At 41.7% G+C, this 26,175-nt stretch carries 15 protein-coding genes and 1 tRNA gene; 13 read left to right on the forward strand and 3 right to left on the reverse strand.

Translation table 11 applies throughout. From position 1 onward, the window contains the following. Positions 1-18: 18 nt before the first annotated feature. From Q0600_RS01055 to Q0600_RS01110, 12 genes are all read left to right on the forward strand, one after another. The gene (locus tag Q0600_RS01055; protein WP_298755875.1) at positions 19-4,572 is read left to right on the forward strand and encodes an ATP-binding protein; all 4,554 of its coding nucleotides are present in this window, start codon (positions 19-21) and stop codon (positions 4,570-4,572) included. A 14-nt stretch (positions 4,573-4,586) separates the two neighbouring features. Beyond that, positions 4,587-4,967 (forward strand): response regulator, encoded by a 381-nt coding sequence (locus Q0600_RS01060; RefSeq protein WP_005869488.1) that lies wholly within the window; start codon positions 4,587-4,589, stop codon positions 4,965-4,967. 13 nt (positions 4,968-4,980) lie between these two features. Further along, a tRNA-Arg gene (locus Q0600_RS01065) sits at positions 4,981-5,057 on the forward strand. 847 nt (positions 5,058-5,904) lie between these two features. Further along, the gene (locus Q0600_RS01070; protein WP_298755878.1) at positions 5,905-7,827 is read left to right on the forward strand and encodes a ShlB/FhaC/HecB family hemolysin secretion/activation protein; all 1,923 of its coding nucleotides are present in this window, start codon (positions 5,905-5,907) and stop codon (positions 7,825-7,827) included. Positions 7,828-8,098: 271 nt separating this feature from the next. Beyond that, entirely contained in the window at positions 8,099-15,973 is a 7,875-nt protein-coding gene (locus tag Q0600_RS01075) for a hemagglutinin repeat-containing protein (RefSeq protein ID WP_298755882.1), read from the forward strand. Between the two features lie 136 nt (positions 15,974-16,109). Further along, positions 16,110-16,262 (forward strand): hypothetical protein, encoded by a 153-nt coding sequence (locus Q0600_RS01080; RefSeq protein WP_298755883.1) that lies wholly within the window; start codon positions 16,110-16,112, stop codon positions 16,260-16,262. A gap of 54 nt (positions 16,263-16,316) precedes the next feature. After that, positions 16,317-16,682, forward strand: a complete 366-nt coding sequence (locus Q0600_RS01085) for a hemagglutinin repeat-containing protein (RefSeq protein ID WP_298755886.1) — start codon at positions 16,317-16,319, stop codon at positions 16,680-16,682. Next, the gene (locus Q0600_RS01090) at positions 16,657-17,049 is read left to right on the forward strand and encodes a hypothetical protein (RefSeq protein ID WP_298755889.1); all 393 of its coding nucleotides are present in this window, start codon (positions 16,657-16,659) and stop codon (positions 17,047-17,049) included. The genes Q0600_RS01085 and Q0600_RS01090 overlap by 26 nt, the downstream gene beginning before the upstream one ends. Positions 17,050-17,218: 169 nt before the next feature. Next, on the forward strand, positions 17,219-17,620 hold the full coding sequence (locus Q0600_RS01095; protein WP_298755891.1) for a hypothetical protein: 402 nt from the start codon (positions 17,219-17,221) through the stop codon (positions 17,618-17,620). A gap of 220 nt (positions 17,621-17,840) precedes the next feature. Further along, the gene (gene trpB / locus Q0600_RS01100) at positions 17,841-19,022 is read left to right on the forward strand and encodes a tryptophan synthase subunit beta (RefSeq protein ID WP_298755894.1); all 1,182 of its coding nucleotides are present in this window, start codon (positions 17,841-17,843) and stop codon (positions 19,020-19,022) included. Continuing rightward, the gene (gene trpA / locus Q0600_RS01105) at positions 19,015-19,761 is read left to right on the forward strand and encodes a tryptophan synthase subunit alpha (protein WP_298755897.1); all 747 of its coding nucleotides are present in this window, start codon (positions 19,015-19,017) and stop codon (positions 19,759-19,761) included. Before trpB ends, trpA begins: the two co-directional genes overlap by 8 nt. A gap of 10 nt (positions 19,762-19,771) precedes the next feature. After that, positions 19,772-20,854 (forward strand): hypothetical protein, encoded by a 1,083-nt coding sequence (locus Q0600_RS01110; RefSeq protein ID WP_298755900.1) that lies wholly within the window; start codon positions 19,772-19,774, stop codon positions 20,852-20,854. 220 nt (positions 20,855-21,074) lie between these two features. On the opposite strand, the gene Q0600_RS01115 is transcribed toward Q0600_RS01110, so the two are convergent. Beyond that, positions 21,075-23,165, reverse strand: coding sequence for a TonB-dependent receptor (locus Q0600_RS01115; protein ID WP_298755904.1), 2,091 nt, complete (start codon positions 23,163-23,165; stop codon positions 21,075-21,077). 423 nt (positions 23,166-23,588) lie between these two features. On the opposite strand from Q0600_RS01115, the gene yedE reads away from it, so the two are divergent. Beyond that, on the forward strand, positions 23,589-24,650 hold the full coding sequence (gene yedE, locus Q0600_RS01120) for a YedE family putative selenium transporter (protein ID WP_298755907.1): 1,062 nt from the start codon (positions 23,589-23,591) through the stop codon (positions 24,648-24,650). A 292-nt stretch (positions 24,651-24,942) separates the two neighbouring features. Here the strand turns inward: yedE and Q0600_RS01125 are convergent, their stop codons facing one another. After that, positions 24,943-25,170: a hypothetical protein gene (locus Q0600_RS01125; protein WP_298755910.1), complete on the reverse strand. Its 228-nt coding sequence runs from the start codon at positions 25,168-25,170 to the stop codon at positions 24,943-24,945. A gap of 666 nt (positions 25,171-25,836) precedes the next feature. Further along, a partial coding sequence (locus Q0600_RS01130) for a hypothetical protein (protein WP_298755913.1) occupies positions 25,837-26,175 on the reverse strand: 339 nt, incomplete at its 5' end.

Consider the following 26,175-nt stretch of genomic DNA (forward strand, 5'->3'; position numbering starts at 1 on the left):
CGCTTTGAAGGATTTTGTATGAATTTAAATACTACAAGTGCTTTGAGACTTGTTAGCGGTATTCCGTTACTTTTGATTTTCGCGTTTGCATCATATTTCTTGTTTATCTCTTTGCAGGATTATGCCAGAGTGGGAATTTTGCAGCAGCAAATTGCTAAAAATAGTAATCTCGCGGCGTTAGTAGAGCAGGTAGATAAAGAGCGCGGTATCACTTCGGCGTTTTTGGGTAGCGAGGGAAACCCCGGTATGGGAACCCTTCTATCGGGTCAACGCAAAAAAACCGACGATGCGCTTGCAAAGTATAAAGAAAGCAAAAGTATCAGTGAAAATGTCGTAAAAAAGACTATTTTTGATATTTTCGCTTACGGCACCGGTAATGACGAGCTTTTGGCTGCCGAGACCGATATAGACGGTTTATTAGACAAACTTCCGCAGGTAAGAAGGGATGTCGATGCTCAAAGCAAAAGCTTCGGTGAGCTTTTCAGCTCATATTTTCAAAAATTCGATGATGATGTAAAAACAATCCAACGAGTGCTAAGAGAGGGTCTTGTAAGCTCAAATATTACCGTTTGGACGGTTTCGTTGCTTAATACTTATGAGGCGATGGACGCCACCGCATCGGAGCGTGACTATATTATCGAATACATTATCGGTAGCAAGGCGATGAATCAGGCGCAGCTAAGGACTTGGGCTAGCTTCAACCTATCTAGTTCGCTCCCTAATTACTACTTCTTGCCGGAATCTGATGCTAGAGCTGCAATTTTAAAAATTCTAGACGGAGAGGAATTTCAAAACGCATTAAGAGAGACTGCTAAAATTTCAGCCACATTGCAGCAAGAAGCGGACGAGGGACACTATAGCGTACCTTTTCAAGAGTGGTTTGCCTCTACTACACTTAAATATAAAAAGCTAAGCGAAATTTCTGAAAAGATCAATGCTGAGCTTGCGGCGCATGCCGACACCTACCTAGCGCAAAGGCTAAGAAACCTATTTATCGCTCTTGGTATATGGGTTTTAGCGGCTATTTTGGTCGTTTTTGCCTTGGGTATTACAAGACGTTTAAGACAGAACGTTACCGACCTCGGCAACGTGCTTAGCCGAATCGGCGATTTGACGAATCAGCACGAGCATATCGACGTTAGGACTAGTGAAGGTGTTAATAAGGCGTATTCGCTTATCGAGGACGCGCTCGATCTGATTGCGTATCAAAAGGGCGCTGCGGAGGATGCCAACAAGGCAAAATCGATCTTTTTGGCCAATATGTCGCACGAGATCAGAACGCCGCTTAACGGCATCATCGGCTTTACGGAGCTTCTTAAAAATACCGATTTGGATGAGGAGAAGCGCGATTACGTTGATACCATCGAAAAATCGTCCGAAAACCTTCTAACGATCATTAATAACATTTTGGATGTCTCTAAGATCGAGAGCAATAAGGTTGAGCTTGAGGATATATTATTTAATCCTATCCAAGATTTCGAAAGCGCAGTTGAAATTTATGTCGCCAAGGCTGCCGAAAAGAATATCGACATCTTGCTTTACATCGATCCTACACTCGTGCACCACCTATACGGAGATATTACGAAGATCAAAGAGGTTCTTATCAACCTCATGTCAAATGCTGTCAAATTTACCCCTGAGCACGGCACTATCGTGGTTGAAATTTTAAGGGAGCCTAGCAAAGCTCCTGGAGAGGCGATCGTAACGTTTAGCGTCGAAGATACCGGCATTGGAATTTCTGAAGACAAGCTCGCAAATGTATTTAACGCCTTCTCTCAGGCCGACTCTACGATCACACGCAAATATGGCGGAACAGGTCTTGGACTTACGATTTCGTCTAAATACGTAGCGATGATGGGCGGTAAGCTTCAGGTTAAATCTACCGTAGGAAAGGGTACTAGATTTTACTTTACCCTTGCTTTTAAAGAGACACAAAAAACTGATGCGGACGTAGTATTTGAAAGCATCAAAGGGCTAAATTTCGCACTTTTAGCCGATAGCGCCGATACGATGTATAATGATATCGTTAAGAATTACATCAGCAAGCTAGGCGGTAAAATTTCGATATTTAATACGAACGCGCAGTTCCGCTCAGCGCAAAATAATAACAAATATGACGCCCTTATCACTAGATTTAAGAATTACGGCGAGGTTAGCGATATATTGAGTATGCCTACGATCTTAACTCTTAAGCCAAAAGAGCTTCAAAGCATTAGTATTTCAAATTCCAAAATTTTTACCCTCACAGAGCCTTTTAACTTAACTAAATTCGTTAAGACGCTAGATAAAATTTCAAAATCCGGAATTGCTCTAAGTAGATCGGATTTTGCTCCACAGACGCATGAGATTAAGCTGGATACCGAGGTAGAAAAGCCTATCGTCGCCGATGAAATGATTATGGAAGAGCCGGTAGTAAAAGAAAGACCTATCATCAACAAACTCGATGAATTACGACATGCCAGTGCTTCGTCGGCGGACGAGCTACGCGCTATCTTGCAAAGCAGAAGACGTGCGCATGATGCCGAGGCTCATTCTGCGCATAAAGAGGAAACTGTTAGTAAGCCTAGTATTGCTCAAGAGCTCAAAAAAGAAGCTCCTAAAGCAGAAGAGCCGATCATTAAGCCTATAGATATCGAGCCTATGAGTGATATTAAGATTGAAAAGACAGAGCCTGAATCACCAAAGATCAATATAGATATTCCTGAAATAGTAATTCCACACGCAGAAAAGCCAAAGGTAGAGCCTTCAAGCACAAAGGATGCCCAGACCAATATCGATGAACCTATATCTTTGGAAATTCCTGATGATTTTGTGGGGCTCAAAACACATGCGACGCAGACCCAGGCTCCTAAAGCTGAAACTCCTAGCATCGATCTTTCTGATATCGAGATAGAGCTTCCTAAGATCAAAAAAGAGGAAGAAGAAGTAAGGGTTGAGCCTGCAAAAATAGAAATTCCAAAGGCTAAGGTTGAGACGCCTAAGGCCGAGATTGAAATTCCTGATATAGATATCGATCTTTCGGATATCAAACCGAGCGCCAAGGTGCAAGAGCCTGCCGAAAAGATTGAAATTCCAAGCGTAGAAGAAGAAATTCCGGTAGCCATTAAAACCGAGCCTGAAATTCCTATCGCTAAAGCTTCGAAGCCTGATACTTCAAGTGTTTCTGCTCATGAGGATGAAATTTCAAATGTTAAACTTTCAGAACCTGAAATTCCAACTAAAAAGATAATTGAACCAGAACCTATCGCTGTTGAGCCAGAGCCGGTAGCAATTGAGCCTGAACTAAAACCTATCGAGCTAAAACTTGAAGAGGTTAAACAGGGACCTTCAAATATCGAGTCTGAACCGGTAACACCAGTAGTAGAACCAGCGGCTCAAAATATTCCTGCCGAAGAGCCGAGTATTGAGCCGGAGCCTGTAGATATTCCGAAGGTGGAGCCTGCTACTCAAAACGACCATGTCGAAGAGCCCGAGATCGAGCCTGTTAGCGTAAAAGTCGAACCGGTAGTGATCCCGCAGCCCAAGGAAGAGGAGATGGTCGAGGTGCCCGTTACCGTGTACGAAGACGAGCAGCAGGAAGAAACCATTATGGTTGAAGAGGATGTCGAAGTCGAAGAAGAGGTTGAAGTGCCGGTAGAGCGAAATCCTGCCGATGAAAATGTACCTTTGGTCAATAGAAAATATAACGCCAAAATCCTTATTGCGGAGGATAATGAGATCAATCAAAAGCTTATGAAGCATACGTTAAATAGCTTTAATATGAATTTGACGATAGTTGAAAACGGACTTTTGGCGCTGGAAGCCAGAAAAGCTAATAACGACTATGATCTCATATTTATGGATATTTCGATGCCTGTTATGGACGGTATCGAATCTACAAAGCAGATCAAACAATACGAGCACGAGAATAATCTCCGCCACATCCCGATCGTGGCTGTTACTGCCAATGCGCTAAAGGGCGATAGAGAGAAATTTATGGCAGCAGGGCTTGACGAATACTGCACCAAGCCGATCAAAAAGGATATCTTAGCCCAAATGCTAGATAATTTTATCGGTGATAAACGATCTGATGCAGCGCCCGCCGGTGGAACTACAAAGAAGCTGGTTAAAAAGCTTGTCAAACGTCAGGTGCCTAAGACGGTCATTAAAACTGTCAAAGTGCCAAAGACGATAATGAAGCTAGTTCCTAAAAAAAGCATAGTTTCCGATGACGTAGTGAAAGCTAAAGGTGCGCGAGTGCCGACAAAAGATATACTTATATGCAAGGCAAACATTATGGAAAGTAAAATTTTTGCCAGCATATTAAAACACCAGTATAAAGACGTAGAAATTGCGGGCAATTTCGACCAGCTTATTTCTATGGCGGCTACGGGTAGTTATAAGCTTGTTTTGATTGATAAAAAGCTAGCGGGGCTAGACTTAGCGGCGTTAGAGAGCTTGCGCCGAAAAGCGTCTGCGACCAAGCTAGTTCTGTTTTCTAACGACAACGATGAAAATCCACTATTTAGCGAAGTCGCTAGTTACAATATCACCAAGTCGGGTCTTGAGAAACTCGCACAAAAATATATATAAGGATGAGGTCTTAAATGAGAGATTTGAAAGTTTTAACGGTTGATGACGACGCTATAAATTTGAAGCTACTTGAAGTTATGCTAAAAAAATACGGCAAATTCCAAACCATACTCCAAGCCAAAAACGGCTTGGACGCCCTTGCCGTACTCGAAGTTCAGCCCGTTGATTTGATTTTATTAGATATCGTAATGCCTGTGATGAATGGGCTGGAATTTTTAGATAATCTTCACGCTAGAGAAAGTATAGCTCATATCCCCGTCATCGTCCTTACGACGGACGAGACCGCTAAACGAGAGGCTTTAAATAAAGGTGCTTATGACTTTATGACAAAGCCCATCAATGACAAAGATCTTCACAAAAAACTAGACGACGTTATGAATATTATCGGCGATTAAATTGCCGATTTTTGTCCTCGTAGCTCAGTAGGATAGAGCGCAAAATTCCTAATTTTGAGGCCACAGGTTCGAATCCTGTCGGGGACACCATCTATCAAATTTTCCCCCTATTTTTAGTTTTTTGATTTTTTTGAAAGCCCTGCATTACGGGTTTTTCAAAACGGCTTTTTCAAATTTTTTAAAAAAATTTCAAATCTTAAAAATGCTAGACTATGCAGTAGGCTTAAGAGAAACTATTATATATTAAAAAATGTATATTAGTTCTAAACTCTTTGAAAACTTTTATAATCTCTCCTATGAAAATATATGAAATTTTAAAGGATAAGCGGTTATGAAAGTTTTTTCTAAGATTAAAGACGATCCGGCTTTTAAAACGAACCCCGATAAAGTCATCTAGACACATTGTTCGCTCTTTTTTTATTGCGCTTCGCTTTTAAAATTTTCATAATGCACATCCGCTCCTTTGTGATAGATTTTGTGGTAAATTTAAAGATTACCGCTCCTATTATAATGGGAGAATAAAAAATGGTAGGAAGCTTTGTTATTCTTTAGGAGCCTCGTTGTTTTTCAGAAGTGTCATCGTTTCTTAGAGAAAAGCTTGGTGGCAAAATATTGAAGCCTAATATCATATACGTTTTTGTAAAATTTAAGAGAGAAGGGCGTTTGTTTTTAGATTGCGTTTTGCATGGAGGATTTTTATAAAAAGATCGAAATTGCTGGTATGATAAAATATAAAATCTCAATTAGCACTAAAATCCAAGAAGCCTTGCCCGAAAATTTAAAAAATTAGTGTATCATTACCAGTTTTAATCGCTAGCCCATAGTGGAAGATTAATGCCTATAAAAGCGATATACGCCAATAGACACTTTTGTCATGCTCAAGCTATAAGGTTTTCTTTTGCGGCAATATTCCGATCGTAAAAAATGGGCGCAATCGATGTTTAATCAAAAACCATTATTCTATCTCGACGATAGTAAATTTAAACGAGCCACTTTGCAACCCCGCGGCGTCAAGCTTAAGCTTATTCTAGCTTCTATCTTTATAGGTTTAAGCTTAGCTCCTAAAGCGATTATGGCTCCCCCTGCCGATATTTCTGGCGCCATAAATTCCGAAGAGCAAAGAATAAGATCAATTAGACAAGGCGTAGAGGATCCCTTTATAACGATACACAGCGAGCAATCTTCCGCTTCAAGCGTAACCGCAGAGCCCAAGAAAGCAGGAATTTGCTTTAAAATTTATGAGATCAAACTGATTAACGCAGAAGCGCAAGATGAGCAGAAAAGTAGCGCAGATTCTAAATTTAACAAAGCGGATTATAAATCTAAAAACGAAGATGATCTAAAAACTCCTGCCAAAGCTACCCATCCTGCCCCTTTTGCCGATCATTCCGTTCCGCCGGGGTTTGAAAGAATTTTAAACTCCACTCTAAAAGAGCTTAAATTTAAAAGCAGCGACTGCTTGGGAAGCGATGAAATTTTAGCTCTGGCAAGAGCGTATAACAATAAAATCATATCTGCAGGCTTTATTACTACCTCCGTTTCCATCCCCCAGCAAAACATCTCCTCGGGCACCCTTCTTTTAGCTCTGCATCCCGGACGCATAGGCGAGATATCGCTTGAGCCCGACTCTGAAGCTAAGAATCAAAGGAGTATCTTTACCGCATTCGGTGGCGATAAGAGGGGAGAGATTTTAAACTTAAGAGATCTGGAGCAGGCTATGGAAAATTTCAATGCCGCTTCAAGAAGCGAGGCGGAGATAAGCTTAAGCCCTTCCGCAAAGCAGGGCTACTCCGATATTAATATTTCTAAACAGCAAAGCTTGCCTCTGCTGTTTAGACTAAGCGCGGATAATCTGGGCTCTAAAGCTAGCGGCAAATACCAAGGCGCGACCATGCTTTACGGCTTAAATTTGCTTGGATTAAACGAGAGCGTATTTGCTTCTTACGGTAGGAATTTTTTAAGAGGAGATAAAAAATCTTTAGGAGATGATAGCAAAAGCGGCAGATCGGCTAACTACTATGCGGGCTTTAGTATACCTTTTGGATACTTCTCTCTATCCTTTTGGCAGAACAGATACACTTATGATCAAATAGTGCCCGGAGCTTATGAGCTTTATACCTATAGTGGAAGCAGCGTTAGAAGAAATTTGGATCTTAACTACGTATATTTTAGAAATCAAAACTCCAAAAATTCTCTGTTTTTTAGAATTTGGCAAAAAAAGTATAAAAACTATATACAAGATTATGAGCTTAGCAACCAAAGAAAACGCGAGGGCGGCTATGAAGCGGGGCTAAAATCCAAGGTATTTTTTGATAACTCTTCAGTAGAGATGATGCTTTCGTACCTAAAATCCACGGGGGCGTTTAACGCCCTAAGAGCGCCCGATGAAGACTTCGGCGGCGGAAGCTCAAGGTATCATTTGATAAACGCTGCGTTAAATTTTAAAACTAGATCCTCCGCTATCCCTTTAAGCTACGAGTTGGAACTTTACGCAAGAAGAGCCAACACCCATCTTAGCCCTATAGATAGGCTAAATATCGGCGGATACTATAGCGTTAGAGGATTTGACTCTCAGATGAGCCTGCTTGGAGATAGCGGCTTTTATATAAGAAATACCTTGGAATATAAGTATTTTAAAAACAACGGCGTTTACCTGGCCTTTGATGTCGGCAAGCTTAGTTCTAAGGGAAAAGATTATCCCTTGCAGGGTGAAATGCTTAGCGGAGGGGGCGTAGGTTTGAGAGGAAACATCTCGGGCTCTTTTAGCTATGATCTTTTGGCAGCTTTTCCTATCAGCAAACCGGAAAATTTTAAAACGGATAGCCCTGCTTTAAATTTCTCTTTAAGCTACGACTTTTAAATTTATCGTTTAAAAATTTAGTGAAATTTTATCGGCGCTTCTTACGGCGTTTAATATAATCGAATACGATATAACACTTGCTAAATTTAGCTAACTATTTTTAGCGTAGATATACCCTGCTAAGAGCCGAGAAATAGCAGTCCTGCGCCTACGCCGAACCTTAAAATAAATTCAAATGAATTTTAAATAAAATATTTGAAATTTACTATTTTTTTAAGAAAGTATTCAAGAAATTTAAGATATAAAACCATCGCAATCGGAGGATATAAGTATGCAAATTTTATGTTTAAGCTCTATTTTTAATGGCTCGGGGCGACTTGGCGCTTCTACTGATACAAAAGAATATTTCGGCGTCTTTACCCAAGCAAAGAAACGCCTTGCCGCTCTTTTGCTTATTGGTTTGCTGGCTCCTTGTTTTTCATATTGCGAGATAATACCCGATAACTCCGCTCCCGTAAATCATAGAGCTTCGGTGTCTCAAACTCCGAATGCTCCCGCCACTCAAATAGATATAGCCTCTCCTAACGATAAAGGGGTTTCTATCAACGAATACTCTAAATTTAACACTCCCAAAGAGGGTACGGTATTTAATAACTCTCAAGCAGGATCCATAAGTAAAACTGCAGGCTATATACCGCCAAATCCGAGGCTCAATCGCGGCGAAGCTAAGCTTATAATCAATCAGGTAAACTCGCCTCTTCCTTCAAATTTACAGGGTAATATAGAAATAGCGGGCAGAAAAGCCGATCTTATCATCGCTAATCCTAGCGGCATCAACGTAAACGGCGCTACCATAATAAATTCCTCCTCCACTACGTTAAGCACCACCACACCCACCTATGAAAACGGACATCTTAAATCCCTAAACATAAGCAAGGAAGGCTCTATAAATATAGGAGCGGACGGCCTAAACGACAACGGAGATTATCTAAACGTAATATCTAATAGTCTAAAGCTGGAGGGTAAAATTTACGCAAACGAGATCAACGTAGTAGCGACGGATGGTAAGGTATCTTTAAAAAATACAGACTCCGGATTGAGGCAGGATAATCTAAAGATCGAGCAAGGAGGGGGATCGCATCCTAGGGGTGTATCCATAGACTCCTCGGCTCTAGGCGGAATGTACGCGGGTAAGATAAATATAATATCTACTAAAGATGGAGCGGGCATCAATAATAAAGGGGCTATCTTAGCGGACAGCTCTTTAAAGATAGACGCTAACGGAGATCTGATAAATGAAGGAAAGCTGGGTTCCAACGGACAGACTCAAATCGGCTCAAAGACCATCTCCAACCAAAAGGGCTCTAAAATTTCAGCCTCCAATCTGGGTATAAAAACCTCCTCGGTAGAAAACAGAGGAAATATACAGGCTAATACTCTAAAGCTAAAAGCGGATAGACTAGATAATATAAAAGGCACCATAAGCTCAAGCTCCGCCTTAAAGATAGAGGCTAGAAGCCTAAGCAACAAAGATAGAGCCGTAATAGGAGCGGCTAAGAGCGAAAGGCTAAATGAGCTGGGCTTGGATGAAGCCAAAGATCCTTCCAAAGCGGGAGTTGTCCCTCCCTCCAAAAACGAGCTTAGCGTAATAAGCGCGGAGCACATATCAAATATAGGCGGAGCGATACTTTCAAACGAAAGCTATTTGGATATAAAAGATAGCCTTTTAAACGATAACAGCTTGATGGTATTAAGGGCGCTGGATTCCGAAATTCCAAATTTTTATAACCTTTCAGGTTCTACCTTTATAGTACAAGAGGGCTTAAGCTTGCGCGGCAACAATCTACGCAACGAAAGCTCAAAGATCATCTCCTTAGGAGGCGCTCTTTTAGGCTACGACAGTATAGATAACTCCAAAGGCTCTATCCTAAGCGGAGGAAATTTAATCATAAACAAAGGCGCTCTTAATAATGAAGAGGGGCTGATAAGCTCCAAAGGGGATCTCGCTTTAAACCTAGATAGTCTTAGTGCTTTAGGTAAGCTAAGCTCTGACGGTAGTTTATATCTGGGGCTAAAGGACGATTTGAGCTATAACGGAGGGATCTACGCAAGCGGCGATATATACTTGAACTTACAGGGAAGCTTCATTGCCTTGCAAAGGCTGATCTCCAATAAAGATCTGATTATAAACGCAAAGGGTATCAAAAACGAAAGCATCATAGCAGCGCTTGGGAATTTGGCTTTAAAAACAAAGGAGCAAATTTCAAATTTAGGCTCTTTAATCGCAGGGGACGAGCTGATAACAAACTCTGAAAGCCTAATCAACAAAAAAGCTCTCATCTATGCGCAAAACGGCATAGCTTTAAACGCTAAAAATATCCTCAATCAGGACGCGTCCAATATACTTAGCGGAGGGGATATAGTTATAAATACGAGCTTTCTTAGCAACGAAGCGCTATCTAACATCATCTCTCAAAGAAATTTAAATATTTTTAATGAAAGAGGCGGGGAGGGCAAGGCAGACGAGATCATTAACGCCTCCTCTTTGATATATGCAAGGGGTGCTCTTAATATCGGCGCTAAAAAGCTAAACAACCGCTCGGTTAACGAGCCCGTAAAGAGGGTTCAAAGCACCGGTTATAATATAGATTTTACCTGCAATGGGGATGGTTGGGGTTGCAGCGGCGTAGCCATACCTTTAAAGGTCAATGCAGCCGAGATAAAAGAGCGCATCCTTAAGCAAAATCCCAATATTAGCCAGGACGAGCTAAACGCTAAGATCATGGAAGAGCTTAGCGAGCAGGATATGAATCTATATGTATTAAGCTTATATAAAGATACTAGGCTTCCAGGGGAGGATACTAGGCTATATGACGCTATAACGTTAAGCTTAAAAGATAATCTCTTCGGCATAAGAAGAAGTAAGCCTCATAAGAAGGAGAGATTAAGGCAGATAAGCTACAGCATCAATAAAGAGTATATAACGGAAGATAGCCTAAGTAAATTTATGGGCTCAAACATAATCTCCGCAGGGGATAGCAACCTTAACATAGATGAGCTAAATAACGATAAGAGCGTAATTTATGCCTATAACGATCTGCTCTTAAATGTAAAGAGCCTAAACAACCGCTCTTTAAGTCTAAATCATAGCATGATAAGTCAGGCGGAATATAGATGGAGAGGCAAAAAGCGCAAAATGCACGGTGGCTATAGCGACCAAAAGAATATCTACTACTCCCAGCCTGCTATTATCTCCATAATAGGAGCTAAAAAAGATATAAAAGGCTATGCGGGGGATATTTCAAATTTAAACTCACACGGGCAGATAAACTCTGCTAACGCTCCTACTCTTATAAAGGAAGCTTTTTCTAAAATAGATTACTCTCTAATAGGCAAGGGGCTCCTTAATCCTAACGCTTTAAATCTCGATAAAAACGATCTTGCGCCTAGCCTTAATAACGAAGCGGATATGCAAGATATCATTAGGCCTAGCTATATAAACAATCTCTTTTCGCCTATAAGCAGTAAATTTTATAACACCTTCTACGTTTATAGCGAGCTGATACCGGATTTTTCATATATGCACAATAAGCTAAGCTTGCTTTATGATAAAAAAAGGATCTCCTTGAACTCTTCGGAGGAAGATGACGGCACTCTACTTAGATCCGCACCTTCTTTGATATACGCAGGAGGCAGCATAGATCTAAGCGTAAACGGCGATCTTAGAAACAAAGGGATAATCTACGCGGGCTCTAATATGAGCCTCAAAGCGGGCAGCGTATCAAATTTAAACTCCGCCTCCATCATCGCCGCGAACGCCCTAAGCATATCGGTCAAAAAGGATATAATAAACGCATCCTCTTTGATACAAGGACGTAGCGTAAGCTTAAACGCCGGCAGAGATATAATACATAAAACTCTAAGTAAAGAGATAAACCTAAATAGAGCCTACGGCGATCAAAGCAGCACCTATATAAGCACTATCTCAAATATAAAATCTACCGAGGGCAGCGTAGCATTAAATGCGGCTCGCGATATAAGCCTAAGCGGAGCGAGCATAGACTCGGCTGCAAATTTAATCCTAAACGCCGCAAAGGACGTAAATATAAATAGCGCAGAGGAGAAGCTAAGCTATAATTTTAAAAGCAAGGGCGGATACTATAAAGAGGATATCGTTAAGAATACAGGCTCCAAACTTAACGCCAAAGATAATATCCTAATTAAAGCAGGCGGTATAGCCATAAGCGGAGCGGATATTAATGCGCGCAGCGGTGATGCTTTACTGCAGGCAAAGAACTCCATAAATCTAAGCGGAGATATCGATAGCGCCTACTACGAGAGCGAATTTAAAGAGAAGGGCTTTGTGTCTAAAAAAAGCACTACTACTAAAATTCTAAATCAAAGCGTAGTACCTACCAGCATAAGCGCTAAAAATATAATGCTTAGCTCGCAAGAAGCGGATATCAATATAGCGGGCTCTACGTTAAAAGCTAAAGAAGCCATAGATATGCAGGCGGGAAACAATATAAATATATCGCCTCTAAGCTATAACTTTTTAAACTATAAAAATAGCTCCAAATCCTCTTTAGGCGGATTGAAAGCTAGTATGGATATGCACTCGCTTTATAAGCAAAATTTACAAAGCTCCTCCCTGTCTAGCGAAACAGCAGATATAAGCTTAAGAGCAAAGAACGATCTAAGCCTAATATCCGCGGATATTTCAAGCGGACGCAATCTAAACTTAGGCGCGGGAAATTCCATAAATATCCTAGCGGCCAAGGAGTATAAAGAGGAGCTAAGCGCCCATAAGAAAAGAAGCTTCAATCCGCTCTCGGTGTTCAACTATCCGGTAGCGATAGCAGCTTCCGTAGGGGCAATGGATAATATCGCATTAGAGGCCGGGATAGAAAAGATAGGCGGTAGTAGCCTTACCGAGGTATATAGGTCGGATTATAATAGCAAGCAGGTAAAAGAAGGTATATCGAAACTATCCGATATCAAAGCTGCGGGCGATATAAATTTAAACTCTCCTACAGCTTTTATAACTTCAAATATGAAAGCGGGCGGAGATATAAATGTAGATGCCAAAAACCTAACGATATCCGCTGCCGCTAACGAATACAGCGAACAAAGCTCGCGAAAAAGCACCTCCGTATCTATTACTAAAGCGAAAGACTCGCTAAATCAGATGAAGCCTAAATCCTTGGACGAGTTTAAAAAAGATACCAGCCTTAAAGCCAAAATAGCGTCCGCCTCATACGATAAATCCAATACGAACTTATACGGTACCGAGACCGTCTCTTCTAATATGGAGGCTAAAAATATAACTCTTAGAGGAGATAATGGCCTAAGCGTTATAGGTTCAAATTTAAAGGCCGAAGAGGATCTTAACTTAATATCTAAAGATGGAAATATAAATATAATAAATTCCACCGATACCGCAAGCTCCTCATCTAGCTCTAAACATCTGGAAGGATCCCTATCTCTTACCGTACAAAACGAATACGCCCAGCTCGCTCCTGCGGCTATTGCTTTAGCGGAAGCAATAAAACAGCTCAATCAGACCAAAAAGCAATACAAGGAGTATAAGGATCAGAAAAATGCTCTGCAGGACAAGCTTGTCGAGTTAAAAAACCGCTATAAGGCTAAAGAGGTAGGCATAGACTACTCCGATATTGAAGACCTACAAAACATCATAGAGGACGTAAAGGACGAGGAGAAATACTATCTATCAAATATCGCTCTGGCTACTGCCAACGTAGCCTCTAAAACCGCCGCCCTCATCTCTCAAGGATCTGCCGCATCCTCTAGCTGGGTTACCTGGGGCTTTAGCGTAGGCGCCTCCGCAGAGCTTAGCGGAACCACTTCCAAAGATAGCTCTAAATCAACCAGCTCCGTAGCCTCTAATCTTAGCGGCAAGAATATTAAAATTTTAACTGATAGCAATAAAGATACCGCTATAAATATCAAAGGCTCAAATTTATATGCTAGTAACGATATATATCTAAACACTCATAATCTCTTTATCGATGCTTCGCAAGATAGCTATGAAGCTAAACAAAGCTCTAAAACCATAAGCGGAAGAGTATCTGCCACTATGTATGGAGGCGGAGGAGGAAGCGCAGGGCTTGATTACTCTAAAAGCAATATGAAAGAGGAAAGCCTTAGCCACAATAACGCTAAAGTTTATGCAGGACATAATATATATGCCTTAGCTAGTAACGACGCTTTAATAAAAGGAGCTAACCTTAGAGCGGATAACGCTTTAGCTTTAAAGGTAGGACATGATCTAAGCCTAGCAAGCTTGCGAGATAGCTATAATTACGATAGCAAATCAAGCTCTATAGGGGCAGGTATAGGCATAAGCGGAACTAAAACAACCTCCGATCCTTCTCGTCCTTATGCCATAAGCAACAACATAGTAAGGTATAAGGATTCCAAGCTTTCAAGCATAAACGCTAACTACTTTAGATCCAAATCAAGCACTATGGTAAAACAGACCGTGCTATCTAGCATAACCGCTAAAGAGTTAAACATAGAAGTAGGAGCTAACACAGATCTAAAAGGATCGTTAATAGCCGCAGGCTACTATGACGAGAATGGAAATTTCATAGATAACGGCAAGCTTAGATTAAAAACAGATACCCTAACTTTTTCAAATTTAAGCAACACCAGATACGACAAATCAAATTCTTTAAGCATAGGAACCAATTATGCTTTTAAAGATCCGCAACAGGGAGAAAGCGGAAGTAAAGATGGAGGTAGCCAAGCTAGTGATAGTAAGAGCGCTCAATCTAAAGAGAGCAATACCGATCCTAAGTCTAAAATTTCATCGATTAACTACTCTAATAATAGAAACCTATCCTACTCTATGAGTAAAAGCCTAGCTACTATAGGAAAAGGAGAGCTTATAGTAGGAGATAAAGATATAAGCTCTTTAAGCAAAGATGAGCTAGCTTCTTTACAATCTGATCCTAACAATAAAGCTCTATATAACTCAGACGATCTTAGAAGATTAAACAGAGACAGCTCCAAGCTAAATAAAGAGCTATACTCTACCAAGCTAAACTCTAACGTTGATGCAAGCGTGGATATGAGATTGTTTAGCGAAGGGGGAAGGAAGGAGATAAAGGATGATTATAATCGCGCTTCTATGATAGGAAATGTCGGATATAATATATTGATGGGAGACATATCGTTTGATAAATATTTTACGGAGCTTGGTAGATATAATACAAGCTATGAATTCGATAAAGAATTTGGTGAATCTTTTGCTAAAGCTATGAGTGATAAAAGCCTAAGCCTAGCAGAAAAGAAACAAATTCAAGAGGCATATATGAATGCCAAGAACTATGCTATGGGTTTAAGAACGGATATCACAGCGGTATATCTAGCGAGCCCTGATGGTAAAAATAGTCAAGTATTAATGGGAAATTTTAATCCCAAAAACCAAACTATTACAACTGTATTCTCTACAGATAAACACAATAATATAAAAACCGATTTTAGCAGTTTTTATTTTGTACAGTCGCATGAAAACAGCCATTTACAAGATTTTAAGGATGGAATTTATCGAGCCGATATGAATGGTAATCAGGAGACAAGAGCTAACGCTAGGGCAACAGATAGCCTCAATTATTTCAATAAGGCTCTAGGCATAAGCTCAAAAGGAAATTCCAACATCGGTCTATATAGTTTTTCGGCTAGTAACTCTATGGCGAATAAAAGCACATTGATAAATAACTTGCGAATTTTCTCAGGACTCGATTATTCAAAAAGTAGGAATGTGGATATAAATAAATTGGGTCCGAAATCAAATAGAAATATTATATCGCAGCTTATAGAAAAGGTTAATAAAATAGGTATGGATAAATATAACCCTTCCGATAAAATAACCTATGCAGATCATGGTATTTCAGATAAAGAAGGCATTACATTATTTAGTTTTCCTAATGATTCAGCCATAGAAACTGCAAAAAAGCTACAGCAAGAATTTCTAAAATTAGAAAAGTATAAAAATAATCCCAACATGCCTATAGAGTTGACTGTATGTTATATTGGCGGAAGCGATATACAAAAAGAATTGAGTTTATTAGAACCAGATAGAGAAATTATAGCCTACAAGGGCTACTATTATGTTGTACCGCATATAGGTTCTGATAAAGTAATATATAAAAATGGGAAAATAGTGAACTTAGGAGAATAGACAAATGATAAAAAGCAAAATCATTAAAGCATTAAAATTTATAATTTGCACCATAGTAATCTTGTTTTTGTTTTTAATTTATATGTGCGATACGTCCGCGAGGTGCGATTATATGTTTTTTGCAGAGGAGAGGTTGATGGGTAGATTATTGATAGCAATCGATACGAAAGATATAGATTTAGTAAGATATATTACCGCCGAAGGTAGAGTTTGCAAAAAATTTAATGTTTATCATAGAGCAAGCAAGGAATTAAGAAAAATGGAATCAGAAAACAATAGCACTCAATGAGTAGATAGATTTTAAAAAATTCTAAAATTTATGAAAAATAGATATATAAAAGAGATGAAATTTATAAAACGGCTTTCTTACTTTACCCTTGCTCTTTTAACCGCCGCCCTCATCTCTCAAGGATCTGCCGCATCCTCTAGCTGGGTTACCTGGGGCTTTAGCGTAGGCGCCTCCGCAGAGCTTAGCGGAACCACTTCCAAAGATAGTTCCAAATCAAGTAACTCCGTAGCCTCTAATCTTAGCGGCAATAATATTAAAATTTTAACGGATAGCAATAAAGATACCGCTATAAATATCAAAGGCTCAAATTTATATGCCAGTAACGATATACACCTAAGCACTCATAATCTATTTATGGATGCTTCGCGGGATAAAATTAACACAGGAACGTATTGTGGACCAAGAAAAGAGCTTCAATAATCCTGCCTTTGGCGAGGAGCTAAATAAATTTTTAAATGTTATGCTAAAGCATGAGTTTCCCGGTAAGGATAAACTTATTAAGCAGCTTAATAATTTAAGAATTAAAAAGATTGAGGAGGACGCAGGCTTTAAGGCCTTTGTCTTTGAAGTAGTGGATCAAAATTTACTAGATTATGAAGGCATACCATATCCGGCGATAGATATGTTAGTATCCAGCGATTCACACTATGAAACGGAATTCCTACTTCACTGGGGTGAATGTGTAAAAGAGCTGGAGATTTTTAACGTCGCAGGAGAGGACTATCTTGAATTAGAAAATTTTGAGAATATTCAATTTTATAATTTTGATGAAAATAAATATGAATAAGTGCTTGAAATTAATAGTAGCCCTATTTTGTATCAATATAATGGCTGCGAGCTTAAAAGCAAACAACATAGTAAGGTATTCAAATTCTAAGCTTTCAAGCATAAACGCTAACTACTCCAGATCCAAATCAAGCACTATAAAATTTAAAAATTCCCAACAAGGAAATAAAATGAAATTTTTAAGGCAATACAAAAACATTATTCTATTACCATTTTTGCTGATTATTTCGTTTTTTGTTTTTCGTATGATTTATACGGAAATAATTAGCGAGTGCGCCCCAATAAGGCTTTTTTCAAAAAATTCTCTAAGCAATAGTGATTATGTTGAATTAAAAGCAAAATGTATAAAAAAGGCTCTGGAAAATAGCGATAACCACCTTATTATGCAGTATTTTAAAAGAGAAACGAGCGAGTGTCTTGAGATTATTGATGAATCGTCAAAGATCCCACATAATCTGATTAGAGTTAATAGCTTTGAAGAATGGAAAAAATTAAGACTTACAGATGCCGACAATATAATTTGTCCTATCGGTAATTCTAAAAAGAGCGATATTGGCAATGAAAGCAAATAAATTTATAAATTCTTCAAATTTACGAAGTTGGGGCTACTCATCAAGCAAAACATTAGCCGCAATTTGAAGTGTAAATTTTAAAATTTACTATTTTATGCCGCGCGTTTTTTGCGGCTGCATATCTGATAAATTTAGAAGAGCGTCGCAAAAGGTGCCGTCAAAAAAGCGAAATTTAACGCGAAATTTTATATAATCTTGCGATTTAATGTGAGGAGATAGGATGAATAAAAAGGCGTATTTCGGGAGTTTCGGCGGGCAATTCGTGCCGGAGACGGCAATGTTTGCGCTCGAGGAGCTGGAGGATGCGTACAATACCATAGCGCAGACGAAGGAATTTAAAGACGAGCTAGGTTACTTGCTGCGCGAATATGCGGGGCGTCCGACGCCGCTATATCACGCCGTGCGCCTTAGCGAGCACTACGGGCATGAAATTTATCTAAAGCGCGAGGATCTTAACCACACGGGCGCCCATAAGATCAATAACGCCCTAGCGCAAGCGTTGCTCGCCAAAAAAATGGGCAAAAAAAAGATCATCGCCGAAACCGGCGCAGGTCAGCACGGCGTAGCGACAGCGACGGCAGCGGCGCTATTTGGGCTTGAATGCGACGTGTATATGGGCGAGACCGACGCTGCGCGCCAGCAGCTCAACGCCTTTAGGATGCAGCTTTTGGGCGCAAATTTGATTAAAATCGGCACCGGTCTTAAAACGCTCAAAGAGGCGACCACCGCGGCGATTCAGGCGTGGGTGAACGAGATCGAGAGCGTATTTTATGTCATCGGCTCGGCGGTCGGACCGCATCCGTATCCTAAGATGGTTAGGGATTTTCAAAGCGTCATCGGCACCGAGACCAAATCGCAGCTTGCGAGCAAGGGGATCAAGGCCAATTACGTCCTAGCCTGCGTAGGAGGCGGAAGCAATGCGATAGGAATTTTTAGCGCGTTTGTGGATGATCCTAGCGTGCAACTCATCGGCGTCGAAGCGGGCGGCTTGGGCGCGCATACCCCTTATCACGCAGCGACCATTACCAATGGGCGCGCGGGCATCATCCACGGCATGAAAACGATCGTACTGCAGGATAAATTCGGCATGATCGAGCCTGTTCACAGCATCTCGGCGGGGCTTGATTATCCCGGCGTGGGTCCGGAGCACGCGCATCTGCACGAGATAAGTCGCGCAAAATATGAAGCGGTAACCGATGATGAGTGTATCACGGCGCTTAAACTGCTCTGTAGGCTCGAAGGCATCATCCCCGCGATCGAAAGCGCGCATGCGTTAGCGTATTTGCAAAAGCTCTGCCCACAGCTAAAGGGCAAAAAAACGATCGTCGTAAACGTAAGCGGCAGGGGCGATAAGGATATGGATACCGTGATGAATTACAAAAAAGGAACGATTTATGGATAAGATCAAGGCGGCCTTCACCGCCAAAAAGGCAAACATCGGCTACATCGTGGCGGGCTACCCGAGCCCCGCGCACACGAAGGAGTTTTTGTCAAATTTAGACGAAAGCGCGATCGATCTGCTTGAGATTGGCATCCCGTATTCCGATCCGCTCGCAGACGGTCCGGAAATTTTTAAGGCGAGCTTCTCCGCGGTGCAAAACGGCGTAAGCGCGGAGAAGGTATTTGAAATTTTAAAAGGGGTGCAAACGCGCAAGCCGCTCGTGTTTTTGGTCTATTACAACGTGATCTTTGCCTATGGCGCGCGCGAGTTTGTAGCGCAGGCGGCGCGCTACGGCATCAGCGGACTAATAATCCCCGATCTGCCGTATGAAGAAAACGAAGAAATTTTCGCGCTTTGCGAGGAGTTCGGTATCGCGCTCATCCCGCTTATTAGCGTTACGAGCGAGCACCGCGCCGCGCGAGTTTTGAGCCGCGCGCGGGGCTTCATCTACGGCGTGGGCGCTATCGGCGTGACCGGAAGCAAGCAAACTCCGATCTCGCGCCTTAAAAATATGGTCGCAGATCTTAAAAAAATGAGCGATCTGCCCGTAGCGATCGGCTTTGGCATTCGCAACTCTAGCGATGTTCGCGCCACCAAAGAATACGCAGACGGCGCTATCATCGGCACTGCGATCGTAAATTTGTGCGCGAACTATGGCGGGCGCGAGCTGCAAGACAAGATCGCCGAACTTTTTAATTAACGGAAAGAGTATGAAAAAGATATTTTTGATTTTAATCGCAAATTTTTGTCTCGGCGCTAATCTAATGCAATATGATCTTTTCAACCACGACGACAGCGTGGACATCGCCTTGGCGTTTGACTCCGCATACAAGCCCGACATCGTGCGCCGCGTCGATGGGCAGTCGATGAGCCTTATTTTAAAAGGGCTTGGCGGCGACGAGAAATTTAACGAAATGCGCACCAACCAAAAGGTCTTAAAAAGCTTTACGATCGCGCCCAAGGGCAAAGATATCGAGATCAATTTCCCCACAGGAGCCGATCTATCAGTCGATGCTCTTACTCAAGACGGCAATTTAAAGCTAATTTTGCGCGTAAAAAACCCTGCTTTTGATCAAAGCAAGATGAGCGTCAAAAGTGAGGCTAATGAGACGACGCAAAGCGGTAGCAGCGGGGTTTCCGTGATGCCGATAATCGTAGCATTACTTCTTGCGGCTGCGGCTTTCGTCGGCGTGCGAAAATTTTTATCGCACAAGCCGCAAAAAAGTATCGACGAGACATGGCGGGTTTTTGAAGACGACGCTAGCACGGAGGGCACCGATGTGGACGTGACGGGCATAGATGAAATTTTAAGCGACTCCTCTTTTAAAAATCAGAGCGGATCAAAGAACGCAAATTTTACCAATTCAAAAAGCGTAGATGGTGCAGATTTTTTAAGAGGTGAGAACGTGAGCGAAGAGAGTGCACACGATAAATTTTACGATGAAGTTGCGCGTGCCGAGCGTTCGGAAGCTACGGAGGCGGACGAAAACTATGAGAGCGCCGAGAATATAAGAGCAGCGGATAAAATTTCGCCGCTTAAAGTAAGCTCTGCCGAGAGTGGCGCGATGGAATTTCGCGAGGGAGCAAAAGAAAGATCGGATGCAAAAGAGCCCAAGGTTTCGGCATTTAGAAGCATTTTAGAAAATGAGCTGCTTAGCTCGGATACCGCAAGACCTAGCGACGTGCGAGTAGAGCTGGTGCGCGAAATCGACGAAAATAATGCTGCCGTAGTGCTAAGCTTCGCGGGCAAAAAACATCTAGTGGTGTTAAAAAGTTCCAACGCTATCGATTGATGAGGCGTAGAATTTCGCAACTTGCGGGCTTTGTGACCCATAAAATTTTGCAGTTTGTTAAATTTTAAAAATTGCGGAATTTTATAGCGCTAGAAATTTATGCTACATTTAAGCCTCATCGCCAAAAGGTCGCGATGAGGTTTAAATTTGAAAAGAAAGAATGGCGAAAGCTCGGGTAAGTTTTAAAATTTAACCCGCGCCTCGCCCGTATAAGCTTAATCTAAAATCTTACTTCCAAATCGACGTAGAAATTTCGTCCAGCACCCACCACCACAGTCTCGCGCGTGCGGTTTGCGTTGATATAATGCCGATCGAAAATATTATTTACGCCGAAGCTCACGTCCGCGCCGTCAAGCACCGAAATAACGCCGTTTTTGATCTTGTAGCTTCCTCTAAAATTAGCGATCGTAAAGGACTTATCTACATAAAAATACTCCCTCCCGCGTGCAAAATATGAAGCGGGTTTGGAGTGAGGTTTGAAATAGTGGCTCACCTGAAATCCTAGACTCAAATCTTGCAGCGGCGAATAATCTATGTTCGCGCTTAGTTTTTTGGCGTGGTTATTGATGTTTTCGTGCGTCTTTTTATTGTAAATTCTAAGTCGTTCGAAACTCGCGCCGAAATCAAAGTCCTGCGTTTGGTAGTTTGAGCTAAGCTCAAAACCATGTCTTTTGGCTTGATCGATATTTTGATACTGTCCGTATTGTTGCGAAAAGCCGCCCGGCGGTACGCCAAGATGCGGTAGCGGCTTAACGTCAATCATATCTTTGATATTGCCGTTAAAGTAGATAAATTTCATATTGAAGTGATCGTCCGTAAAAATTTCATCCTGTTTAAAGCTAAATCCGACCTCGTACTCTTTGACGGTTTCAGGCTTTAGATCGGGATTTGGGATGTAATAATACATTCGGTTGATAGGCCCTGCTTGCGATGTCTCGTGCGGCGTAGGCGCGCGGAAACTCTCGCTGTATCCCGCTAAAAGAGTAAATTTATCAAAGAGAGTATAGGCAATCGCCGCGCGCGGAGAAAATCTGGAATCTTTAAATTTAGCCGATCTGCCTTTGATGTCGCGATCGAATCTATCGTATCTACCGCCTAAGGTAAGCTCTAAATCATCGTGCAAGCGGATCAGATCTTGCGCAAAAAGTCCGTAGCTATTATATTCGTTCGGAAAGGAGGCGAAATCTCTTAGCGCTCCATTTTGGATAAAGATCGCATCCTCCTGCCTGTTTTCGTAATCGCCGCCGAAAGCGAAGCTATGATTTAAAAAGCCCGTGTCGAATTCCGAGATATTTTTGATCTCTAGTCCCTTACGATCGTCTTTGTTCGTGTAGCTGCCGGTATCTGCGCCGTCGATATAGCCGCGTTTATACTCGGCTCTGCTTTTGTAGGCCTTAAAAGACATATCCACTAGCGGGCTTTGCGGCGTAAAGCTCCAATCAAAAACGTAATCTATCTGGCTTAAATTTCCGCTTACGAAGAGATCTGCATCATTTTGCCATAGTGTCTGCCACATCGTGTGTAAATTTTCGTCGTAATCAAAGGCGCTGAAGCTTATGCGGTGATCGTCCAAATTCGCGCCGATCTTAAAAAATCCAGTATCGATATGCTCGTTATTAAAGCTCTTGTCGTAGTCCGGGGCGTAGTACGTGCCGCCGTCTGCGAACTTAACGTTGCCGTAGCTTGCGCGCTTGCCGTAGAGTAAAACGTCGATCGGAATTTCCTCGCCCTTGCCGTAAATCGCGCCGCGCGTGCTATGCATATTGTTTGATTCAAGCCTCTGTCCTAGCATCAAGCCTACGCTTTTGCCCTCGCTTAGATAATCGCTCGCGCTTTTGGTTTGCATATTTACGATACCGCCGATTGCGCCAGAGCCGTGAAGCACGGACGAGGCGCCCTTTATGACCTCGACGCGCTTTAGGATGTCGCTATCGGTGCGGAAGGATGAGATCATATTTGAGTACATCCCCACGCTCCTGCGCACGCCGTCTTGTTTGATGATGACGCGCTCGTCGCTTTGATATCCGAATCCGCGGATCTGAAACTGCCTGCCGATCTGCCGCCCCATATCCATACTGCCGTCAACGCCCGGTATCTGCATGATCGAATCGATCACGTTGGTTTTGGCTTTCATATCTTTTGGGGTTAAAATTCCGGCCGAGCCCGCGTATTTTAGGTTATCGACCGCGCTTACCGTCGCTTGCACGACGATTTGGCCTAGATCCTGCGACTTCGTGGCGTTGTTTTCGGCCGCATTCGCTCCGCCTATCGCGCCTATTGCAAGCGGCACCAATAAAATTCGCTTTTTCATGCCCCGACCTTTAAAATAAAATTGAAATACATTATTATATATCTACATACTTAAATAAGGTTGAAATTTAATTTCAAAAACATTTGAAATTTGTTTTTTATTGGAGACAAGTAATGCGCCCAGTCTGAGCCATTTTCGAGTTTTTGATTTCATTCTATCCGCACCCTGCTTGCGCCGTTTTTGCACTATTTCCGCACTTTGCCTGCGTCGTATTTGGGCGGATAAATTCGGCATTTTTGTTGCAACAAAGAGTCTAAATTTAAACGTCCGCGATTTACTTGTGTCTAAATTTATCGGCTACCCTCGTGATTTAAATCTTTCGCTTTTCGTAAATTTAGATCGGAATTTATTTGCTTTTTATTTTACAAAGGATAAAATCGCGCCTAAGAGATCGGTCGATCTAGATTATTTCAGGACTTTTTCATGAATAACGTTAAATGGTACATCATCGCAGGCGCCGTGCTAGGCGTGCTGGGTGCGACGCTGGTGCATTTTGGAAACCCGGGCAATATGGGCGTTTGCGTCGCTTGCTTTTTGCGCGACACCACGGGCGCGCTGGGCTTTCACCGAGCAGCCGCAGTGCAATACATCCGCCCGGAGATCATAGGGCTCGTGTTCGGCGGCTTTTTAGCAAGCGTGCTTTGGACGCGCGAGTTTGCGCCGGTTACCGGCAGTTCGCCGTTTGCGAAATTTTTCCTAGGAATTTTCGCGATGATCGGCTGCCTTGTATTTTTGGGATGCCCGTGGCGCGCGTTTTTGCGCCTAGGCGGCGGCGATTTGACTGCGCTAGCCGGATTGGCGGGTCTGATCTGCGGCGTACTCATTGGGTTTTTGCTTAAAAAGCGCGGCTATGAGGCGAGCAAAGAGGCAAGGCTTAGCGGCGCGATCGGAATTTTGCCTGTGCTACTGGGCGCTGCGCTGCTTGCAGCCTTGATTTTCGGACTCAAAACAGGCGAGGGCGGCGCGCTTTTTATCTCCGCTAAAGGCCCGGGCGCGCAACACGCCGCAGTAGGCATCTCGCTGGCTGCGGGCATTATCGTGGGCGCGGTGATGCACAGAAGCAAATTTTGCAGCGTCGGCGCGTTCGGTAGAATTTTCCGCGGCGATTTCTCGATGTTTTGGGGCGTACTAAGCGTCATCGCCTTTGCGAGCATCGCAAATATCGCGTTTGGGCAATACAAGCTCGGCTTTGAAGGCCAGCCTATCGCACACAACGATTTCGTTTGGAATTTCTTAGGCATGGTGCTCGCAGGACTTTGCTTCAGTCTCAGCGAGGGCTGCCCGGGCAAGCATCTGGTGCAGGCCGGCACGGGAAATTTAAGCTCGGGCGTCTTCGTTATCGGCATGGCGGCGGGCGCTGCGATCGCGCATAATTTCTTGCTCGCAAGCTCGCCTAAAGGCATCACTGAGTTCGCTCCTTACGCGGTCGCGATCGGTTTTGTTTTCGCGCTTTACGTGGGGATTTTTCAAAGACGCGGCGCTTAAGGCTGATATTTAATCTCAGAGATCAATCTATACAGAGGCGGTGTATCTGATCAAGCTCTGGCGGCGTACTTATAAAGAAATACGCCGCTGGCGCAGAGCGCGCACTGCAAGACTGGCGCAAGCAGCTGGAAATGGAATTTAAGAGCTTATAGCCGTATTTAGTAACGATAAAGCGAAATGATAAAAATAGATTCTACGCAAGAAAGAATGATTAATTTTTAAGAATTGCCTTTAAATTTTAAAATTTAATGCTTTATCGATTGCGGCTTCTTTCATCTAAAACTCTTAATTGCTAATTAAAATCCAGCCATACGTGGCGCTGAGCCTTATCCAAATCAATGTCTTTTGTCCTCATAAAAAATTCTTTTATCCTGACGTAGTCGTCCATAGTTTCTATCGTAAAGGCAATATCTTTATCCTTGCCTCGGATTATTATATTATCGTAGAATATAAGTCTGAGTTGAAATTTAAAAACCAAAAAATATATAAATTTTGAGATGAATAAAAACAAAAACGTCAATATTAATATAAAAATTACTTTGGAACTACCTGTTTCTATATATTTTCTTACGCCGATAGCTAATACCAATATGTAGATCAATAAAAAAGCGATTATCGTAGCATATGGATCAAATTTTAAGAAGAATCTATAAAAAACGCCTTGCCTCCTAAGCCACTCATTATCTCTTGCGAAATAGGCTCTTTTTACATCCTTAAGATCATCTAAAAATATAGTTTTTCGGGCATTTTATTTGTATAATAAGTAACTCGATCATTATAAAATTTTACAAATTTCTTATTGTAAAAATTTGTAAAATATTCCATTATGATGGGCAATCCGAAAAAAGGAAATACTATAAAAAGCTGATTATATCTAGTTTGATTGGGTTCGTGTGAATACATAAAAATCATAATCACAAGCGTGCATACCGTAGCAAGAACTATATAAAAATTCGTTCTATCTTTGAGCGCTAAAGGCTCTTTATTGTAATCACTAGCGCAACTCGGATTTTGTTCAAATTTGCTAGGCTTTTCGTTCGTATTTATCTTAGAGCTATCCGTGAGTTTTTCAAATTTAGAATTCTTGCTGTCAGAATTTTCGGCGTCAGAATTTTCTTGCGAGCCTTGCTCTAAATTTTGACACCGTTCATTTAGAATTTTCTTTAGCTTCTCAAGCCTCTATTTTTTATTCATCTTTATTCTTTATAGCAAATGTAATTTGTGTTTTTCCTTTATTAGAATTAATTAAATTTTTAAGTCTACTATATCTATAACTATCTTCTGGCTCTATTAAGATAAATAATTTTTTTGCTGGGTATTCATAAATTTTATCTAATTCCACTAATTTATCTACCAATAGTTTATTTGTTTTTTCTCCTTTATAATTATCTATTTGAATCTTTCCCTCAATATAGACAGTTTTCTTTTCTATAAGTTCAGTTATAATCCTTTCATATACCCTAGGAAAAGCTATACAAGATATAGTTCTATCATAACAAATAAGGTTAAACATTGCCATCTGTTC

Origin of the sequence: uncultured Campylobacter sp. (genome assembly GCF_938041645.1) — a bacterium.
Taxonomy (GTDB): Bacteria; Campylobacterota; Campylobacteria; order Campylobacterales; family Campylobacteraceae; genus Campylobacter_B.

Excerpts from the sequence above, each read along its gene's own strand:
- Q0600_RS01070 (WP_298755878.1), top strand. The coding sequence starts at position 5,905 with ATGTTTAATCAAAAACCATTATTCTATCTCGACGATAGTAAATTTAAA.
- yedE (WP_298755907.1), top strand. The coding sequence starts at position 23,589 with ATGAATAACGTTAAATGGTACATCATCGCAGGCGCCGTGCTAGGCGTG.
- Q0600_RS01080 (WP_298755883.1), top strand. The coding sequence starts at position 16,110 with ATGGGTAGATTATTGATAGCAATCGATACGAAAGATATAGATTTAGTA.
- Q0600_RS01085 (WP_298755886.1), top strand. The coding sequence starts at position 16,317 with ATGAAATTTATAAAACGGCTTTCTTACTTTACCCTTGCTCTTTTAACC.
- Q0600_RS01060 (WP_005869488.1), top strand. The coding sequence starts at position 4,587 with ATGAGAGATTTGAAAGTTTTAACGGTTGATGACGACGCTATAAATTTG.
- Q0600_RS01115 (WP_298755904.1), bottom strand. The coding sequence starts at position 23,165 with ATGAAAAAGCGAATTTTATTGGTGCCGCTTGCAATAGGCGCGATAGGC.
- Q0600_RS01075 (WP_298755882.1), top strand. The coding sequence starts at position 8,099 with ATGCAAATTTTATGTTTAAGCTCTATTTTTAATGGCTCGGGGCGACTT.
- trpB (WP_298755894.1), top strand. The coding sequence starts at position 17,841 with ATGAATAAAAAGGCGTATTTCGGGAGTTTCGGCGGGCAATTCGTGCCG.
- Q0600_RS01110 (WP_298755900.1), top strand. The coding sequence starts at position 19,772 with ATGAAAAAGATATTTTTGATTTTAATCGCAAATTTTTGTCTCGGCGCT.
- Q0600_RS01095 (WP_298755891.1), top strand. The coding sequence starts at position 17,219 with ATGAAATTTTTAAGGCAATACAAAAACATTATTCTATTACCATTTTTG.
- Q0600_RS01055 (WP_298755875.1), top strand. The coding sequence starts at position 19 with ATGAATTTAAATACTACAAGTGCTTTGAGACTTGTTAGCGGTATTCCG.
- trpA (WP_298755897.1), top strand. The coding sequence starts at position 19,015 with ATGGATAAGATCAAGGCGGCCTTCACCGCCAAAAAGGCAAACATCGGC.